The sequence below is a fragment of the Mesorhizobium sp. M5C.F.Cr.IN.023.01.1.1 genome, from assembly GCF_003997585.1.
Taxonomy (GTDB): domain Bacteria; phylum Pseudomonadota; class Alphaproteobacteria; order Rhizobiales; family Rhizobiaceae; genus Mesorhizobium; species Mesorhizobium wenxiniae.
This window is the reverse complement of the sequence record NZ_RZSU01000029.1, coordinates 37,435-54,145: the sequence shown is the minus strand read 5'-3', so window position 1 is coordinate 54,145 and position 16,711 is coordinate 37,435. Positions and strand designations below refer to the sequence as shown.

The 16,711-nt window shown below is 63.1% G+C and carries 14 protein-coding genes; 13 read left to right on the top strand and 1 reads right to left on the bottom strand.

Translation table 11 applies throughout. The features are described 5' to 3' along the window. The first annotated feature begins 26 nt into the window (after positions 1 to 26). The 7 genes from EOA78_RS14400 to EOA78_RS14370 all read left to right on the top strand — a co-directional run bounded on the left by EOA78_RS14400 (position 27) and on the right by EOA78_RS14370 (position 8,244). Complete coding sequence (locus EOA78_RS14400) at positions 27 to 1,334, top strand: lytic murein transglycosylase (protein ID WP_127315710.1); 1,308 nt, start codon at positions 27 to 29, stop codon at positions 1,332 to 1,334. A gap of 221 nt (positions 1,335 to 1,555) precedes the next feature. Next, positions 1,556 to 3,199 (top strand): ABC transporter substrate-binding protein, encoded by a 1,644-nt coding sequence (locus EOA78_RS14395; protein WP_127315709.1) that lies wholly within the window; start codon positions 1,556 to 1,558, stop codon positions 3,197 to 3,199. Between the two features lie 18 nt (positions 3,200 to 3,217). Further along, the gene (locus tag EOA78_RS14390; protein WP_127315708.1) at positions 3,218 to 4,285 is read left to right on the top strand and encodes an ABC transporter permease; all 1,068 of its coding nucleotides are present in this window, start codon (positions 3,218 to 3,220) and stop codon (positions 4,283 to 4,285) included. After that, positions 4,282 to 5,202, top strand: coding sequence for a nickel transporter permease (gene nikC, locus EOA78_RS14385; RefSeq protein WP_127315707.1), 921 nt, complete (start codon positions 4,282 to 4,284; stop codon positions 5,200 to 5,202). Before EOA78_RS14390 ends, nikC begins: the two co-directional genes overlap by 4 nt. A 39-nt stretch (positions 5,203 to 5,241) precedes the next feature. Continuing rightward, positions 5,242 to 6,075: an ABC transporter ATP-binding protein gene (locus EOA78_RS14380; protein ID WP_164783757.1), complete on the top strand. Its 834-nt coding sequence runs from the start codon at positions 5,242 to 5,244 to the stop codon at positions 6,073 to 6,075. Then, the gene (locus EOA78_RS14375; protein WP_127315705.1) at positions 6,072 to 6,821 is read left to right on the top strand and encodes an ABC transporter ATP-binding protein; all 750 of its coding nucleotides are present in this window, start codon (positions 6,072 to 6,074) and stop codon (positions 6,819 to 6,821) included. Before EOA78_RS14380 ends, EOA78_RS14375 begins: the two co-directional genes overlap by 4 nt. Positions 6,822 to 6,966: 145 nt before the next feature. Continuing rightward, entirely contained in the window at positions 6,967 to 8,244 is a 1,278-nt protein-coding gene (locus tag EOA78_RS14370) for a 4-aminobutyrate--2-oxoglutarate transaminase (RefSeq protein ID WP_127315704.1), read from the top strand. A gap of 221 nt (positions 8,245 to 8,465) precedes the next feature. Here EOA78_RS14370 and EOA78_RS14365 read toward each other — a convergent pair whose 3' ends face one another. Next, complete coding sequence (locus EOA78_RS14365; RefSeq protein ID WP_127315703.1) at positions 8,466 to 9,719, bottom strand: FAD-dependent oxidoreductase; 1,254 nt, start codon at positions 9,717 to 9,719, stop codon at positions 8,466 to 8,468. 468 nt (positions 9,720 to 10,187) lie between these two features. Between EOA78_RS14365 and EOA78_RS14360 the strand changes: the two genes are divergently transcribed. The 6 genes from EOA78_RS14360 to EOA78_RS14335 all read left to right on the top strand — a co-directional run bounded on the left by EOA78_RS14360 (position 10,188) and on the right by EOA78_RS14335 (position 16,562). Then, positions 10,188 to 11,477 carry an imelysin family protein gene (locus EOA78_RS14360; protein WP_206533443.1) on the top strand — a complete coding sequence of 430 codons (1,290 nt, stop codon included), beginning with the start codon at positions 10,188 to 10,190 and terminating at the stop codon, positions 11,475 to 11,477. Between the two features lie 132 nt (positions 11,478 to 11,609). Then, positions 11,610 to 11,921, top strand: a complete 312-nt coding sequence (locus tag EOA78_RS14355) for a (2Fe-2S)-binding protein (protein WP_127315702.1) — start codon at positions 11,610 to 11,612, stop codon at positions 11,919 to 11,921. After that, positions 11,887 to 12,372 carry a bacterioferritin gene (gene bfr, locus EOA78_RS14350; RefSeq protein ID WP_127315701.1) on the top strand — a complete coding sequence of 162 codons (486 nt, stop codon included), beginning with the start codon at positions 11,887 to 11,889 and terminating at the stop codon, positions 12,370 to 12,372. Before EOA78_RS14355 ends, bfr begins: the two co-directional genes overlap by 35 nt. A gap of 12 nt (positions 12,373 to 12,384) precedes the next feature. Then, a complete protein-coding gene (locus EOA78_RS14345) occupies positions 12,385 to 13,992 on the top strand; it encodes a di-heme oxidoredictase family protein (RefSeq protein ID WP_127315700.1) in 1,608 nt (535 codons plus the stop codon). Beyond that, positions 13,992 to 15,071, top strand: coding sequence for an imelysin family protein (locus EOA78_RS14340; RefSeq protein WP_127315699.1), 1,080 nt, complete (start codon positions 13,992 to 13,994; stop codon positions 15,069 to 15,071). Before EOA78_RS14345 ends, EOA78_RS14340 begins: the two co-directional genes overlap by 1 nt. Positions 15,072 to 15,455: 384 nt before the next feature. After that, positions 15,456 to 16,562 (top strand): DUF1513 domain-containing protein, encoded by a 1,107-nt coding sequence (locus EOA78_RS14335; RefSeq protein ID WP_127315698.1) that lies wholly within the window; start codon positions 15,456 to 15,458, stop codon positions 16,560 to 16,562. The last annotated feature ends 149 nt before the right edge of the window (positions 16,563 to 16,711 follow it).

The following is a 16,711-nucleotide window of genomic DNA, read 5'->3' as shown; positions in this document are numbered from 1 at the left end:
CTGTGACGGACAGTTTTCCTGAAGCGATGGCACTCCGTCCAACCCCCCTCTGTCCTGCCGGACAGTCCGGGAGGACAGAGGGGGGTTGGAAGAAACGCAACCTCGCCAGAGTGCCTCTTTTTCTTGCAGCCCTACTTGGCCTCTTCCTCGCCACCCCTGCTTCCGCAGCAAAAATCGACGACCAGTTCCGCGCCTGGCTGCAAGGCGTTCTCTGGCCCGAGGCCAGTGCCAAAGGCATCTCCAGAAAAACCTTCGAGGCCGCCTTCGACGGCATCAAACCGAACCTCAAACTGCCCGACCTGGTTATGCCGGGCAAAAAGGCGACGACGCCGCAGAAGCAGCATCAGGCGGAGTTCGGTTCGCCCGGCGCCTATTTCGCCGAAAAGACGGTTCGCGCCGTGACCGCCGGTGGCCGCACGCGCAAGGCGGCCAATGCCAGGACCATTGCCGCGATCGAGAAGCGTTACGGCGTGCCGGGCGAGGTGCTGCTGGCGATCTGGGGCCGCGAGAGCGGCTTCGGCGCGGCGAAAATGCCTTACGACGCTTTCGAAGTGCTGGGCACCAAAGCGTTCATGGCGACCAGAAAGGACTTCTTTCGCACCGAGCTTATGGCAGCACTCGAGATCGTCGAGCGTGGGCTGGCCCCGGTCGGCGCGATGAAATCGTCCTGGGCAGGCGCTCTCGGCCAGCCGCAGTTCATGCCGACTTCGCTCCTGAACCATGCCGTCGATTTCGATGGCGACGGTCGCGTCGACATCTGGAATTCGGTGCCGGACACGCTGGCTTCAATCGCCAACTATCTCGTCCATTATGGTTGGTTAAAAGGCCGCGGTTGGGGCTTCGAGGTGACGGTTCCGGAAGCGGTCTCCTGCTCGCTCGAAGGTCCGGACCAGGGCAAGAGGATTTCCGAGTGGGCTGATATGGGCATCAAGCGCGTCGCGGCAGGACCGTTTCCGGCGCGCGAGTTGAAGGCCGAAGGCTTTCTTTTGATGCCGGCTGGGCGCAGCGGTCCGGCCTTCATCGTCACGCCCAATTTCTACGTGCTGAAGCAATACAACACCAGCGATCTGTATGCCCTGTTCATCGGCCACGGCGCCGACCGCATCGCCCATGGCGACAGCAATTTTTCAGGGCGCTGGGGCGCGGTCGGCGGGCTCCACAGGTCGGACATCGCCACCCTGCAGCGGGCCCTGGAGGCCGAGGGCTATGATGTCGGCAGTGCCGACGGCCTGCCCGGCTTCAAGACCCGCCGCTCGATCGGCAAGTGGCAGGCCAGGAACAGTCGAGCCGCCACCTGTTTTCCCGATGCCGACCTGGTCACCGCATTGAAATAGCTCATCTCCGGGGTGTCGTTCCCGGCGGTGGTGTCTGGCTGATCTGGTCCAACCAACAGCTATGCAAATCCTCGTTGCCGCGCTTGAAACCGCCGGATATGGTGAGGCGGAACTGGATAAAAGTTGCCAAGAAACCGGTTCAGGGATCACCGTTGATTTGGCAAGAGAACGCCACAAGCCTGGGCCGGGAACTCAGGTCAGCAAAACAGGGAACAATCAAAATGATGATGGAAAAGTTTGCTCTACGCTCCCGTTTCTTGCTCGCGGGCGCAGCCATGTCAGCGCTGTTTCTGGCCGGCGCGCCGGCCTTTGCGGTCACGCCCGCCGACACGCTGGTCGAGGGTTTCGCCATCGACGACATCATCTCCATGGATCCGGGCGAGGCGTTCGAGCTGTCGACCGCCGAGGTCACAGGCAACACCTACGATCTTCTTGTCCGCCTCGATCTCAGCGATACCTCCAAGGTCAAGGGCGATCTCGCCGAAAGCTGGAGCGTCTCCGACGACGGCCTGACCTACACTTTCAAGCTCAAGCCCGGCCTGAAATTTGCCTCGGGCAACCCGATCACGGCGGCGGACGTCGCCTATTCGTTCGAGCGCGCCATCAAGCTCGACAAGAGCCCGGCCTTTATCATCGGGCAGTTCGGCATCAACGGCGACAACGTCACTGAGAAGGCGAAGGCCATCGATGACACGACGTTCCAGTTCACCGTCGACAAGGGCTATGCGCCGAGCTTCGTCTTGAACTGTCTGTCGGCAACCGTCGCCTCGGTCGTCGACGCCAAGCTGGTCAAGGAGCATGTCGCGGCGGTGACGCCCAGCGACGATTACAAATACGACAACGATTTCGGCAACGCCTGGCTGAAGACCGGCTATGCCGGCTCCGGCGCCTTCAAGTTGCGCGAATGGCGGGCCAATGAGGTCGTCGTGATGGAGCGCAACGACAATTATCACGGCGAAAAGGCCAAGCTTGCCCGCGTCATCTATCGCAACATGAAGGAAAGCTCGGGTCAGCGCCTGGCGCTCGAGGCCGGCGACATCGACGTTGCCCGCAATCTCGAGCCGAACGACCTCGACGCCATCGCCAAGAACGCCGATCTCACCACCACCAGCGCACCGAAGGGCACGGTCTTTTACATCAGCCTTAACCAGAAGAACCCGAACCTCGCCAAGCCTGAGGTTCGCCAGGCCTTCAAATATCTCGTCGACTACGATGCCTTAAGCTCGACCATCCTCAAGGGCATCGGCGAGATTCACCAGACCTTCCTGCCGAAAGGCGTGCTCGGCGAGCTGGACGAGAATCCGTTCACGTTCGACGTCGCCAAAGCCAAGGAACTGCTCGCCAAGGCCGGCCTCGCCGACGGCTTCAGCGTTACCATGGACGTACGCAGCACCCAGCCAGTGACCGGCATGGCGGAATCGTTTCAGCAGACGCTGGGACAGGCCGGCATCAAGCTGGAGATCATTCCCGGCGACGGCAAGCAGACGCTGACCAAATACCGCGCCCGTAACCACGACATCTATATCGGCCAGTGGGGCCAGGATTATTTCGATCCGAACTCCAATGCCCAGACCTTCGCCAGCAACCCGGACAATTCGGATGAAGGCAAGACCAAGACCCTGGCCTGGCGCAACGCCTGGGACATCCCGGAATTGAACAAAGAAACTGAGGCGGCTCTGCTCGAGAAGGATGCGGCCAAGCGCGCCGCAATGTACCAGGATCTGCAGAAGAAGGTCCTCGAAACCAGTCCTTTCATCATCATCCACCAGCAGCTGGAAGTGGCCGGCCTGCGCAAGAACCTCAAAGGCTTTGCGCTCGGCCCGAGCTTCGACACCAACTTCGTCGGCCAGATCTCCAAGGAGTGATATCGGCGGACTTGCCGCATGAGCACTGTTGAAAGCGAAGCGACGGCAGGGCGCGGCAGCGCCCGTGCTGTCGCTGTCGCGTCGGCGATCGCCCGCTTCCTGGTCATCGCGATAACCACCTATCTCGGTCTTCTCGCGGTGACCTTCTTCATCGGGCGGGTCATCCCGATCGACCCGGTGCTGGCGGTGCTCGGCGACCGGGCGCCGGCCAATGTCGTCGAGCGCACCCGCCGCGAGATGGGTCTCGACCTGCCGCTGATCGAGCAGTTCTACATCTATGTGAAGAATGCCCTGAACGGTAATTTCGGCACGTCGGTGCTGACCACCAATCCTGTCATGACCGACATCCGCCGCGCCTTTCCCGCGACGATCGAACTGGCGACGCTGGGGACGCTGATCGGTGCATTCCTCGGTGTGCCGCTCGGCGTGCTGGCTGCGGTCCGGCGCGGCAGCATCATCGACCAGATCGTCCGCATTATCGGCCTGGTCGGCTACTCCGTGCCGATCTTCTGGCTGGGACTGCTGGCGCTTGTGCTGTTCTACGCCAGGCTGCAATGGGTGGCTTTTCCCGGCCGCCTCGACATCGTTTATGAATATACCTTCACGCCGATCACCGGCTTTTATCTCTTGGATGCGCTGTGGCAGCGACAGTGGGATGTATTTGGTGATGCCTTCCGCCACATCATTCTGCCGGCCTCGCTGCTTGGCTATTTCTCGCTCGCCTATATCAGCCGCATGACGCGGTCGTTCATGCTGAACGAGCTTGCACAGGAGTATATTGTGGCGGCGCGCGCCAAGGGCCTGTCGGAAACGCGCATCATCTGGGGCCACGCGCTGCGCAACGCAGCGGTGCCGATGGTCACCGTGATTGCGCTTTCCTATGCCGGCCTGCTCGAAGGCTCGGTGCTGACTGAAACGGTGTTCTCCTGGCCCGGCATCGGTCTCTACATCACCAATTCCCTGCAGAATGCCGACATGAACGCCGTGCTCGGCGGCACCATCGTCATCGGCTCGGTCTTCATCGGCATCAACCTTCTGTCCGACCTGCTCTACCGGGTGCTCGATCCGAGGACCAAAGTGAGATGACTGCAGAAGCGATACAAAGCCGTCGCGACTGGTTGCTCAGCGAGCGGCCGGCGTCGCGCATGCAGGCAAGGCTTGGCCGCGCCTATGTGGCGTGGCGGCGCTTTTCCGCTAATCGGCTGGCATTCATCGGTCTGCTCATTATCCTTGCCCTGCTGATCGTCGCAGCATTTGCCGATGTGCTGGCGCCCTATTCGCCGACATTCGGCGATCTCAAGGGTTCGCGCCTGCTGGCACCGAGCGCCGAGCATTGGTTCGGTACCGACGACCTCGGTCGCGACATTCTTTCGCGCATCATCTTCGGTTCGCGATGGACGCTCTACGTCGTCATTCTCGTCGCCATCATCGCCGCCCCTATCGGCCTGCTGGTCGGCACGGTCGCCGGCTATGCCGGCGGCTGGATCGATGCGGTCCTGATGCGCATCACCGACATCTTTCTGGCGTTTCCGAAACTGATCCTGGCGCTGGCCTTCGTCGCGGCACTTGGCCCCGGCATCGAGAATGCGGTGCTCGCCATCGCCGTCACCTCATGGCCGCCCTACGCCCGCATCGCGCGCGCCGAAACGCTGACGGTGCGCAATTCGGATTACATCAAGGCGGTGCAGCTGATGGGTGCTTCGCCGTTCCGCATCGTGCTTCGCCACATCATGCCGCTCTGCATCTCCTCGCTCATCATCAGGGTGACGCTCGACATGGCCGGTATCATCCTGACCGCGGCCGGCCTCGGCTTCCTCGGCCTCGGCGCGCAACCGCCATTGCCGGAATGGGGCGCGATGATCGCGTCGGGCCGCCGCTTCGTGCTCGACCAGTGGTGGGTGGCCGGTGCACCGGGTTTTGCCATCCTCATCGTTAGCCTCGGCTTCAACCTGCTCGGTGACGGCTTGCGCGACGCGCTCGACCCCCGGAGTGGTGACCAATGAGCGGCGATCAATGAGCGGCGGCCAATGAGCGGCGACCCAATGAGCACCCTGCTGGAGGTCGACGATCTGCGCGTCACCTTTCCGACGCGTACCGGCCTGATCGAGGCGGTGCGCGGCGTCTCCTTTTCGCTTGGCCGCGAACGGCTCGGCATCGTCGGCGAGAGCGGTTCCGGCAAGTCGCAGACCGGCCGCGCCATCATGGGCCTGACCCCGCCGCAGGCCGAGGTCACTGCCAACAAACTCGCCTTCGACGGCATCGATCTGCTCGCGGCCCCGCCCCGCGATCGCCGGGCGCTGCGCGGCAAGCGCATCGCCATGATCCTGCAGGATCCGAAGTACTCGCTCGACCCGGTGATGAGCATCGGCCGCCAGATCGTCGAGACCCTGCGCACGCATGAGAAGGTCGACAAGGCCGAAGCCCGCGACCGCGCGCTCGCCATGCTGGAGGCGGTGCAGATCCGCGATCCGGCTCGTGTCTTCGACCTGCATCCGCACGAGGTTTCGGGCGGCATGGGCCAGCGCGCCATGATCGCCATGATGCTGATCGCCGGGCCGGAAATGATGATTGCCGACGAGCCGACTTCGGCGCTCGACGTCACCGTGCAGCTCGACGTGCTCGGCATTCTCGACAGGCTGGTCAGGGAGCGCGGCATGGGGCTGATCTTCATCTCGCACGACCTGCGCCTGGTCTCGTCATTCTGCGACCGGGTGATTGTCATGTATGCCGGCAAGGTGGTCGAGCAACTGACAGCGTCGGAACTCGGCCGCGCCCAACATCCCTATACGCGCGGCCTGCTCAACTGCATGCCCAAGATCGGCGCCGACCGTCACCCGCTGCCGGTGCTCGACCGCAAGCCGGAGTGGGCGGCATGACGCCGGCGCTCTCCGTCGACAGGCTGGAGGTGGTCTTCGACCGGTTTCGTGCGCTGAAGGGCGTCAGCCTCGAGGTGCAATCCGGCGAATCCTTCGGCCTGGTCGGCGAATCCGGCTCCGGCAAATCGACGCTGCTCAGAGCAATAGCCGGCCTCGCTCCGGCCGCTTCGGGCACCATCGCCGTCAACGGCAAGAGGCTCGGCGCGCGCCGCGACAAGGCTTTTTATCGCGAAGTGCAGATGGTCTTCCAGGACCCTTACGGCTCGCTGCATCCTCGCCAGACCGTCGATCGCCTGCTGCAGGAGCCGCTCGCCATCCACGGCTTTGCCGATGGCGAAAAGCGCATCCAGCGGGCGCTGGACGAAGTCGGGCTCGGCACCGGCTTCCGCTTCCGCTATTCGCATCAATTGTCGGGCGGCCAGCGCCAGCGCGTGGCAATCGCCCGCGCCTTGATCCTCGAACCGTCAATCCTGCTGCTTGACGAGCCGACCTCGGCGCTCGACGCTTCGGTGCAGGCGGAAGTGCTCAACCTGCTGGAGGAGATCCGGCGGCGGCGCAAGCTGACCTTCCTGATGGTGAGCCACGACCTCGCCATCATCACCCATATGTGCGAGCGGCTAATGGTGATGCAGAACGGCGAGGCGGTCGAGCACCTCACAGCGGACGACCTCGTCGAGCGCCGCGTGACCGAGGATTACACGCGCAACCTGCTGAGGGCCAGCGATGGGTTCGTGCGGACGGCTTGAGCGGCTCAAACTTTGCACTTGCCCGATGGTGACGGCAGGCCCAATGACCCGGTGCTGGTGCCAACTTGAGGAATACATGAAATAACGCCAGAAGACATCTGAGCCACCATCAACGAGAACGGGCGCCGGCCCGGCGAGGGACATCATGAAGAATTCAGCCATTTCCGAACGCAAGAACCAGTCGATCTCGCGCGGCGTCGGCATGACCACGCAGATCTATGCCGACCGCGCCGAGAATTCGGAAATCTGGGGTGTCGAAGGCCGCCGCTACATCGACTTCTCGTCCGGCATCGCGGTCGTCAACACCGGCCATCGACATCCCAAGGTGATAGAAGCGGTCAAGGCGCAGCTCGACCGCTTCACCCACACCTGCCACCAGGTGGTTCCCTATGAGAGCTATGTCAGGCTGGCCGAACGGCTGAACGGCATGCTGCCGGGCAAGTTTGACAAGAAGACGATCTTCGTCACCACCGGCGCCGAGGCGGTGGAGAACGCCATCAAGATCGCCCGTAACGCCACCGGCCGGCCGGCGGTCATCGCCTTTGCCGGCGGCTTCCACGGCCGCACCTTCATGGGTATGGCGCTGACCGGCAAGGTCGTGCCCTACAAGGTCGGTTTCGGCGCCATGCCGGCCGATGTCTTCCACGCGCCGTTCCCGGTGGCGCTGCACGGGATCTCGGTCGCCGATTCGCTGGCCGCGCTCGACCGGCTGTTCAAGGCCGATGTCGATCCGGCCCGCGTCGCTGCCATCATCGTCGAGCCGGTACAGGGCGAGGGCGGCTTCTACGAGGCGCCGCGCGAGTTCATGACGGCGCTGCGCAAGATCTGCGACCAGCACGGCATGCTGTTGATCGCCGACGAGGTGCAGACCGGTTTTGCCCGCACCGGAAAGATGTTCGCCATGGATCATCACGAGGTGGCGCCCGACATCACCACCATGGCCAAGAGCCTGGCCGGCGGCTTCCCGCTGGCGGCGGTCACCGGCCGCGCCGAGATGATGGATGCGCCGAACCCAGGCGGGCTCGGCGGTACCTATGGCGGCAGCCCGATCGGCGTTGCCGCGGCGCATGCCGTGCTCGACGTGATCGAAGAGGAAAAGCTCTGCGACCGCGCCAACACGCTGGGCAACCGGCTGAAGCAGCGGCTGCAATCGATCCGCGACGACACGCCGGAGATCGTCGATATCAGAGGCCCCGGCTTCATGAACGCTGTCGAGTTCAACGACGTGAAGAAGGGCCAGCCGTCGGCCGAGATCGCCAATGCGGTCCGGCTGAAGGCGCTCGACAAGGGCCTGATCCTGCTCACCTGCGGCGTCTACGGCAACGTCATCCGTTTCCTGGCGCCGATCACCATCCAGGACGGCGTCATGAACGAAGCGCTCGACATCCTGGAAAGCTCGATCCGCGAGGTCCGCGCCGCCTGAGCGGATGCGGCTGCACCTTCTCCCCTTGTGGGAGAAGGTGGATCGGCGCGGAGCGCCGAGACGGAAGAGGGGTGTTGGACGGAGTGCAGTCGATGCCAAACTGGAACACCCCTCATCCGACCGAGCTTCGCTCGGCCACCTTCTCCCACAAGGGGAGAAGGGAAGGATCAGCGTAGGAAACCACCGTTCGCAGGCCGGCATCACCTAAATAACAACATATCCTATTCAGCGGCGCGGACAGGCTCTACCTGCTGGAAGGCGGCGAGCGCCGCCTTCAGTCCGTCCGGCCCCGTCGCAACGGTCTGCGGCGTCGGCGAGAAGCCGGCGCCGAGCATCTTGCGGCCAAGCATATGGTCGCCCGGCCGGTTGACCGATTCGATGCCGAGCAGCCGATTTCCAGCATAGTGATAAATGGAGAATCTGTTCTCGTTGACGTCGCCCAGCACGACATGGCTGTCGCCGCCCGAAATCAGGCCGACCATCTGCAGCTTCATGTCGCCGATATCGGACCAGAACCATGGCACCGCCGCAAAGGCGTCCGCATGGCCGACGATGGTGCGCGCGGCAAGACGCGCCTGGTCGGTCGCATTCTGCACCGATTCCAGCCGCACGTCGCCGCCGGTGAGCCAGTGCCGGTAGGAGGCGGCATCGCCGATGGCGAGGATTTCGGGCACCGACGTGCGCATCTGCTGGTCGACGCGGATGCCGTTGGCGATAGCGATGCCTGCGGCCTCGGCCAGTTCGACATTCGGCACGACGCCGATGCCGGTGATGATCATCTGCGCCGGCAGGCGCTCGCCGGATGTGGTGATCGCGGCCGAGACATGGCCGTTCTCGCCTTCGAGTCGCGCAATCGTGGTGCCGGTGAGGATGCGCACACCGGTCGCTTCCAGCCGTTGCCGCACGTGCCTCGCGATGACCGGCGCTACCGCCCGGCCGAGCAGCCGGTCGACCGCCTCGACCACGGTGACCTTGCGGCCGGCTGCTTTGAGCGTCGCGGCGATCTCCAGTCCGATGAAGCCGCCGCCGAGGATGACGACATCCTCGCTCTGCGCGCTCAACGCGCGGATCAGCCGCGCGTCGGCGAGCGAGCGCAACGACACCACGCCTGAAAGCTCCGAACCCGGCAGCGGCAGGATGCGCGGCCGCGAACCGGTCGCCAGGATCAGTCGGTCGAAAGGCAGCACGCCGCCACCTGATAGCTCCAGCCTGCGTCCGCCGGCATCGATGCGGTCGACCCTGATGCCCGGCCGGTAGTCGATGGTACTGCCGGTATAAAAGGCCTCGCCGCGCAGCGGCTGCGGTTTGGCCTCTTGATCCTTGATGAAGGTCTTCGACAGCGGCGGCTTGTGATAGGGCAGTTCGTTCTCGTCGCCGACGAGGATCACGGGTCCGTCGTAACCGTCCTCGCGCAGGCTGGCGGCCGCTTGCACGCCCGCATGACCCGCACCGACAATGACCACACCGTTTTTCATCGCAGCCCCAATTTCCTCATCCCCAATTCTTCGTCCAAGTCTAGGACCTCTCGCCAAGTGGCAATTGTCTGACCCCGCCGCAAGACCACCTTTGCGGGTCGCACCCGGAATGGCGGTCCATCAATAGTGCTGTTAATGACGAGAAGGTAAAATGCGGCTAAAGTTGACACTTCCAGTTTAGAATAATTCTAAACTGTTGTTTCGATTGGCTTTTCTCTCTGAAATTGGTTGACTTCCGCCGCCTTCATCGCTTTATGGATGCTTGCGTGTCAAGCGCATCCCTTTGATGTCTGGGCCTTGAACCCTTTCGATTGGAGGCATTTCGATGTCTTTCTTCCGCAAACCGCGCTATGCCGCGGCCTGTTTCTCGGCCAATGGCATGGACCTGCCTTGGTGCCGATTGCCTGCCGACGCACCTTTGGCGCCGGCATTTCACTGAATTCCGAGGAGATGACAATCATGAGAGCGATGATCACGGCACGATATGGCAGGTTCGCCGCGATCGGCGCCACGGTGGCATTGACGGCGGCGATATTCGTACTGCCGGCCAAGGCGGAAACCGATGCCAAGGCTGTCATCAAGACCTATTCCGACATTGCGCTCGCCAAGTATGAGGATTCGCTGACCACGGCGCAGGCGCTCGACAAGGCCGTCGACGCGCTGCTTGCCAAGCCTTCGGTGGAAACGCTGACTGCCGCCCGCGAGGCCTGGAAGGAGTCGCGTGTTCCCTATCAGCAGACCGAAGTCTACCGCTTCGGCAACGCCATCGTCGACGACTGGGAAGGCAAGGTGAACGCCTGGCCGCTGGACGAAGGCCTGATCGACTATGTCGCCGCCGGCTATGGCACCGAGTCGGATGCGAATGCGCTCTACACCGCCAATGTGATCGCCAACAAGTCGATCGAGGTCGACGGCAAGAAGATCGACGCCACCAATCTTACTCCCGAGTTCCTCTCCGGCACGTTGCAGGAAGCCGGCGGCATCGAGGCCAATGTGGCGACCGGCTATCACGCCATCGAATTCCTGCTGTGGGGCCAGGACTTGCACGGCACCGGTCCGGGCTCCGGCGAACGGCCCTACACGGACTACGACGTTGCCAACTGCACCGGCGGCAATTGCGATCGGCGCGCGCAGTACCTGAAGTCGGCCAGCGACCTTCTGGTTTCCGATCTGCAGGCCATGGTCAACGAGTGGAAGGATGGCGGCGCCGCCCGCAAGAATCTTGTCGATGGCGAGCCGAAAGCAGGCATCTCGACCATCCTCACCGGTATGGGCTCGCTGTCCTATGGCGAACTCGCCGGCGAGCGCATGAAGCTCGGCCTGCTGCTGCACGATCCGGAAGAGGAGCATGACTGCTTCTCCGACAATACCTACGACTCCCATCTCTACGATGCCGTCGGCATTCGCACCGCCTACCGTGGCAGCTATACGCGTCTCGACGGCACCGTCGTCGAAGGCCCCTCGGTATCCGACATGGTCAAGGAGGCCGATCCGGCGATCGACAAGGAACTGGCGGACAAGCTGGATGTCACCGTCGCCAAGATGGAAGCCATCAAGGCGCGGGCGCTTGGCGGCGAGGCCTATGACCAGCAGATCGGCGAAGGCAACACGGAAGGCAACGCCACCGTCCAGGCGGCGATCGACGCGCTGGTCGACCAGACCAAGTCGATCGAACGCGCCGTCGGCACCCTGAAACTCAATGCCATCGCCTTCGAGGGTTCGGATAGCCTCGATGCGCCAGACAAGGTGTTCCAGTAAGGCGTCAAGAGCCTCGAGCACGATCCCGAATCGAAGGTCCGCGTAAAGAAAAGTGGAAATCGGTTTTCCGTTCGATTGAGAAAATAAGCCAAACGGCGCCGAGCACGCGCCGTCAGCCATACAGAGCAAATAATGCTGATCTGCCATTGCAACATCATCACCGAGAAGGAGATTGAGCAGACGATCGTCGGGCTGCTGGATCAGGATCCCTGGCAACTTATCGTGCCGGCGAAGATCTATCATGCCATGCAGAAGCGTGGTCGCTGTTGCGGCTGCTTCCCAAATGTGGTCGAAACGATCATTCGGGTAACCGAAAATTACCACGCCCGCTCGGAGGCGAGCGGCGTGGATGTCGTTTCACACCTGGATCGCGTCAGAGGCCTGCGCGTCCAATACGGGAGCAGAACCCATGAAAGGCGAACAACAGATTATAGAGCGGCTTAACGAGGCTCTATTTCTGGAACTTGGAGCGGTCAATCAGTACTGGGTGCATTTCCGGCTGCTGGAAGACTGGGGCTACGCCAAGCTGGCGAAGAAGGAACGCGCGGAATCGATCGAGGAGATGCACCATGCCGACCGGCTCGTGGCCCGCATCATCTTCCTTGAAGGTCATCCGAACCTGCAGTCGGTAGCGCCGCTGCGCATCGGCCAGAATGTCAAGGAAGTGCTCGAATCCGATCTCGCCGGCGAATATGACGCGCGCACCGGCTACAAGCGTTCGCGCGAGATTTGCGAAGAAGCAGGCGACTACGTGACGATGAAGCTGTTCGAGGATCTGCTGTCCGACGAGGAAGGCCACATCGACTTCCTCGAGACGCAACTCGACCTGCTCGCCTCGATCGGCGAGGAAAAATATGGCCAGCTCAACGCCGCATCGGCCGACGAGGCGGATTAGGGACATGCGGGAATGCGGCGCCCCTTAGGTTTCTTGCGCCGCTTGCGGCGGGCCGAGGGTTGCGGCCTGCCGTCCCAGCAAAACCCGCGATACAGTTGGCTTCGCGGGCTTTCGCTTGCCATGGTGGTCGCGCTGACAGCCTCGGCGCTGGCCGGCGCGTCCGAACCAGCGGGCCTCGCCACCAGCCGTACCGATCTGACGCCGAAGGATCTGGCGCGCGTCATCGCCATCACCAGGCCGACTAAGGATTTTTCCAAGCCCGAGCAGTTCGAGCCGATGCAGGGCGGCGCCGGCACGTCGCGCAAAGTCGCCAACAAGGACGCTTTCTCGCAATCCTCGACCAATATCACCTTCGAGGAAGAGGGCACCTTCAAGCTCGGCAATGCCCTTTTCCGCAAGAACTGGGTTTCGTCGCCCTCGTCGACGCAGGCGTCGGACGGGCTTGGGCCGCTGTTCAACGAGCGGGCCTGCCAGAATTGCCATCTGAAGGACGGTCGCGGTCGTCCGCCGGAAGGCGACAGCGGTACCACCTCGATGTTCCTGCGGCTGGCGCGGCAGGCGAGCACCGGTGAGGAGAAAGCAGCGCTGGCCGCCCGCAAGGTGCTCAACTTCCCCGATCCGGTCTACGGCTCGCAATTGCAGGACTTGGCCGTGCCGGGTCTTCGGGGCGAAGGCCGGATGCGTGTCGACTATCAGGAGCAGAAAGTCACGCTGCCGGACGGTACCGTGGTTTGGCTGCGCAAGCCGAGCTATTCGGTCGATGATCTTGCCAACGGGCCGCTCGATCCACACACGACGCTTTCGCCGCGCATGACGCCGCCGATGATCGGCCTCGGCCTGGTCGAGCAGATCGCACCGGCGGACATTCTCGCCCATGCCGATCCGGACGATCGGAACAGTGACGGCATCTCCGGCAAGCCCAACATCGTGCGCGATCGCCAGAGCGGCGAACTGACACTCGGCCGCTTCGGCTGGAAGGCGCAGACGCCGTCGATCCGCCAGCAAGCGGCGGACGCATTCGCCGGTGACATCGGCATTTCGACGCTGGAAGTGCCAAACCACTGGGGCGATTGCACCGCGGCCGAAAAGACCTGCCTTGCCATGCCCAACGGCGTGCAGGAGCGCCTCGGCCCGGTCGAGGCGCCGCCGCCGGTCATGGACCTCGTCACCTTCTATTCGCAAAATCTCGCCGTGCCGGCGCGGCGCGATCTCGACGAGCCCGATGTGCTGGCCGGCAAGAAGCTGTTCTACGACATGGGCTGCATTTCCTGCCATACGCCGAAATTCGTCACCCGCCGCGGCACGCCCAACAAGGCGCAGGCCTTCCAGCTTATCTGGCCCTATTCCGATTTTCTGCTGCATGACATGGGGCCAGGTCTCGCCGATGGGCAAGCGGTGGGCGAGGCTACCGGCAGCGAATGGCGCACGCCGCCGCTGTGGGGCAGCGGTCTTACCCAGACTGTCAACGGCAACAGCTTCTTCCTGCATGATGGGCGCGCGCGCACCCTGGCCGAGGCGATCCTGTGGCATGGCGGCGAGGGGCAGAAGGCGCGCGACCGCTTTGCCGCCGCCGATGCGGCCGATCGCGACGCACTGATCAAATTCCTGGAGTCGTTCTGATGCCGAAGCGTCTTGCGCTTGTCCTGGTTCTCCCGCTGGTCCTGGCCGGCGCGTTGCCGGCATCCGCAGCAGCAAAGGCCTCCGACGTGATCCAGCAGGCCATCGACGGCTTTGTCCGCCCGGCCTATGCACGGCTGCATGAGCATGCGGACAGCCTGACCAAGGCGATGCGCAGGCTTTGCGACGCGCCTTCGCAGGACCATCTCGATGCGGCGCGCGCCGAATTCTCCGGCACCGTGGATGCCTGGTCGGTCGTCGAGATCATCCGCATCGGACCGATCACGCAGAACAACCGGCTGGAGCGCATGCTGTTCTGGCCGGACCGCAAGAGCATCGGCCTGAGGCAGGTCCAGGCGGCGCTGGCCAATAAAGATCGCACCGCCGCCGATCCAGTCCAGCTGGCGACAAAGAGCGTCGCCATGCAAGGGCTCGGCGCGCTGGAGTTCGTGCTTTACGGCGATAGCGCCGAGCGGCTCGCCGGTAAGGACGATCCCTATCGCTGTGCTTACGGCGCGGCCGTCGCTGGCAACATCGAAACGATTGCCGCCGAGGTCAACGACGCCTGGAACAAGCCCGACGGTTTTGCCGCACTTTGGGCCAATCCGGGCCCGCAAAACGCGCTCTACCGCGACGGCACCGAAGCGGTGACCGAACTGGTCGGCGTCTTCATCAACGAGCTGGAAATGGTCCGCGACGTCCGCCTAAAGGGCTTTTTGGGCCGCAATCCGCAAGCCGACAAGCCGAAACAGGCGATCTACTGGCGCTCGCAAAACACCGCGCGCTCGTTGACCGGCAATCTTTCGGGCATGGACGCGCTGTTCCAAGCGTCGCAGCTTGGCGAAGCGCTGTCGCCCGACGCGCGCTGGATGGCAAATTCGATCCACATCCAGCTCGTCAACGGGGCCGCCGACGCCACTGCCATCAGAGGTCCGATCGACAAGGCACTCGCCGACCCCGCGCTGCGTGAGAGGCTCGACCACTTCTCGCTGGTGACATCCAGCCTGACGACCTTGATCGGCACCAGGCTGACAGCCGAATTCGGCCTGACCGCTGGCTTCTCGTCGCTGGACGGAGACTAAGCATGATCCCAAAAAGTTGCAGACTTTTTGGACAAGATCATGCGGCGAAGAAACTGAGCATGATACTCGAAAGGGAGCGGACTTATCGGATGGCGTGGACGGGATCGCATGCTCTTGAGATTGGCTGAAACGCCCATCGCTTCGTCATCCTGGGGCGGAGCAAGGAGCTTAGCGACGCGGCGCAGACCCCAGGATCCATGCCGTGACCTCAGAGCGTTGCTTCGGTGCAGGGTTCTGCTTCGCCGTACTCTTCGGCTGAGATTACGGCATGGATCCTTGGGTCTCCGCGACGGAGCTTCGCTCCTGCTTCGCCCAAGGATGACGAAGTTGGGGAGACTTCGGCCAATCCCGAACGCCTGCGATGATCCACAAGAGGACCGTCTTTTGAAAACTCCTTTGTTCGATCGCCGCGATTTCCTGCGCGCTGCCGGCGCAAGTTTTGCCTCGGCGATGGCGCCGTCCGCATGGGCAAAGACGCTTGCCGCCGACGCCGTCTTCGCCACCGCTTTCATCAAGCGCGACGGCAGCTATGGCGCGGCGATCCTGTCCGAGGCCGGCATGGTCCTGCACGCTATCGACCTGCCCGCCCGCGGTCACGACGTCACCTTCGATCCGGTGTCGAAACGCTCCGTGGTCTTCGCCAGGCAGCCCGGCACCTTCGCCGTGGTCTTCGACCACACAGGCCGCGACGAGCCACTGACCATTGCCAGCGTCAGTGGACGGCATTTCTTCGGCCACGGCGTGTTTTCGACCGACGGTGCGTTGCTTTACGCCACCGAAAATGACTTCGACAATGCCGCCGGCGTGGTCGGCGTCTACGACGCGCGTGCGAAATTCAAGCGCATCGGTGAGTTCCCGACCTACGGCATGGGCTCGCACGAGCTTCTGCTGCTAGGCGACGGCAGGACGATTGCCGTCGCCAATGGCGGCATCGAGACGCATCCGGATTTCGGCCGCGCCGAGCTCAACATCGCGACGATGAAGCCATCCTATGTTCTGGTCGACCGCCTCGCCGGCGACCTCGTCGAAAAGCATGAACTGCCGCCGGCGCTGCACCAGCTGTCGATCCGTCACATGGATATCGACCGATCCGGCACGGTCTGGTTCGGCTGCCAGTACCGGGGGCCGGGCACCGATCGTCCGCTGCTGGTCGGCCGCGCCGCGCGCGGCAAGGATCTGCAACTGCTCGACATGCCGCAGCACGTGCTTTCCGGCTTCAGGAACTACATCGGCTCGGTCGCCGCCAACCCCGCCGCCGGCACCGTCGCCGTGTCCTCGCCGGAGGGCAACTCGCTTGCCGTGATCGATACGGCCAGCGGCCGGATCGTTGCCACCAACGCATTGGCCGAGATCTGCGGCGTGGCGCCCGACGGGGCGAGCTTCATAGCGACGACGGGCGCCGGCGAAATCATCGAAGCAGGGGGCGCGACGCGGTCGGAGCCGGACTATGTCTGGGACAATCACATGCTGCGCATCGAGGAGGCCAGATAAGTGCTTCCGGTTCCCTGACGTTACGTTCGCCGGAATTACCGCGTTCAGACGAGGCCGAAGCGAAGCCGCCAAACGATTTATGCATTATTTCCTTGCGGCGATGAGCCATGGCAGGCACAGGAAAATTATCTTTAGAACCCTTGTGCCCA

Coding starts and splice junctions, on each gene's coding strand:
- EOA78_RS14400 (WP_127315710.1), top strand. CDS start 27: ATGGCACTCCGTCCAACCCCCCTCTGTCCTGCCGGACAGTCCGGGAGG.
- EOA78_RS14395 (WP_127315709.1), top strand. CDS start 1,556: ATGATGATGGAAAAGTTTGCTCTACGCTCCCGTTTCTTGCTCGCGGGC.
- EOA78_RS14390 (WP_127315708.1), top strand. CDS start 3,218: ATGAGCACTGTTGAAAGCGAAGCGACGGCAGGGCGCGGCAGCGCCCGT.
- nikC (WP_127315707.1), top strand. CDS start 4,282: ATGACTGCAGAAGCGATACAAAGCCGTCGCGACTGGTTGCTCAGCGAG.
- EOA78_RS14380 (WP_164783757.1), top strand. CDS start 5,242: ATGAGCACCCTGCTGGAGGTCGACGATCTGCGCGTCACCTTTCCGACG.
- EOA78_RS14375 (WP_127315705.1), top strand. CDS start 6,072: ATGACGCCGGCGCTCTCCGTCGACAGGCTGGAGGTGGTCTTCGACCGG.
- EOA78_RS14370 (WP_127315704.1), top strand. CDS start 6,967: ATGAAGAATTCAGCCATTTCCGAACGCAAGAACCAGTCGATCTCGCGC.
- EOA78_RS14365 (WP_127315703.1), bottom strand. CDS start 9,719: ATGAAAAACGGTGTGGTCATTGTCGGTGCGGGTCATGCGGGCGTGCAA.
- EOA78_RS14360 (WP_206533443.1), top strand. CDS start 10,188: ATGATCACGGCACGATATGGCAGGTTCGCCGCGATCGGCGCCACGGTG.
- EOA78_RS14355 (WP_127315702.1), top strand. CDS start 11,610: ATGCTGATCTGCCATTGCAACATCATCACCGAGAAGGAGATTGAGCAG.
- bfr (WP_127315701.1), top strand. CDS start 11,887: ATGAAAGGCGAACAACAGATTATAGAGCGGCTTAACGAGGCTCTATTT.
- EOA78_RS14345 (WP_127315700.1), top strand. CDS start 12,385: ATGCGGCGCCCCTTAGGTTTCTTGCGCCGCTTGCGGCGGGCCGAGGGT.
- EOA78_RS14340 (WP_127315699.1), top strand. CDS start 13,992: ATGCCGAAGCGTCTTGCGCTTGTCCTGGTTCTCCCGCTGGTCCTGGCC.